Consider the following 1,093-nt stretch of genomic DNA (forward strand, 5'->3'; position numbering starts at 1 on the left):
TGATTGAACCTTTTGAAGACGGTTTTTCGTCGAGCCTTTCAGAGAGTTCGTCGAGCACCAAAACCGAATCATTGCTGTGTAAATAATCTTCGTAGAAGGTTTCGGTGTAGTTACTGGTTACGAGCTGAAGTTTGTCATTGGGTATGTTGAGTAATGTGCTCAACTGATGCACGGCATCGTCGATTGAGCGCTTAAACTCTTCTTCTAACGCTAAGATCTGCTGAACTGGTGTTTGTCGATTGCCGTATATAAAGAACGATGCGATTCGGCTAACGCGTTTGTAGACCAAGTGCCAAGTGATGCCAATCAAGGCGCAAATCGGAATTGAGATGAGCCATTGATTGTCTTCAGACATTGGAATAAATACCGCACCTAATGGCAGGACGAAAATGGTGCACACAAAAAGCACACTGATCGTCAGATAAGCAAGGTATTTGGCGCTGTAGAATCTCGATGTAAGCAGCGCGTAACCAACAAACAGCATTTCACTGATGGATAACGCTGGTGGTAGCCACGTTAGTGAGAAATCCCCAAGGAAGTAGGTCATGCCTAGGTGTATGACAGCCGTAGACAGCATGAATACTAAGATCCCTGCGATCATGTAATTGTTCTTCGCTATAGAGAGCTTACTGCTGTTTGCGCGCATGCTAATGAGGTTGGTGAGTGTCATAACGACAAAGGTCACCAATCCCATGAAGAAATAAGAAGTGTGAGGGCCAAACTCAATCACAAATTGGCTAGGGCCATCAATCAGCACATTCTCAACGGTTAGGTTCGGGCGTAAATTGATGACCAGAGAATAAACCGTCAGCGCAACAAAAATGCCTTGTTGCCACAGTTTTACTTTGCCTTTTTTCTGCTCAGCGGCGAGCTGGCAAGAAAAGTAGAAAGCAAAAGCAAATGCGAAGAAGGAAGCTAAGTTGGCTAATTTCGCCATGAAAATGCCGCCCTCTGACCCAAGCAGAGGTAGCAAATCGGTATGGAAGTAGGCGTTACTGCTAATCCAAATAATAATGCATGTCGAATAGGCGATATAAGGCGCGTGGTACGAACCTAAGATCACTTCGTTCTTTTGTTTAAGGCGATAGCAGTA

Annotated in this window: 1 pseudogene; it reads right to left on the minus strand. The window is 44.7% G+C overall.

The features are described 5' to 3' along the window. A pseudogene (locus tag R7P72_RS25700) lies at positions 1-1,093 on the minus strand (hybrid sensor histidine kinase/response regulator); the annotation flags it as partial.

Origin of the sequence: Vibrio sp. Vb0888, assembly GCF_033338835.1 — a bacterium.
Classification (GTDB): Bacteria; Pseudomonadota; Gammaproteobacteria; order Enterobacterales; family Vibrionaceae; genus Vibrio; species Vibrio alginolyticus.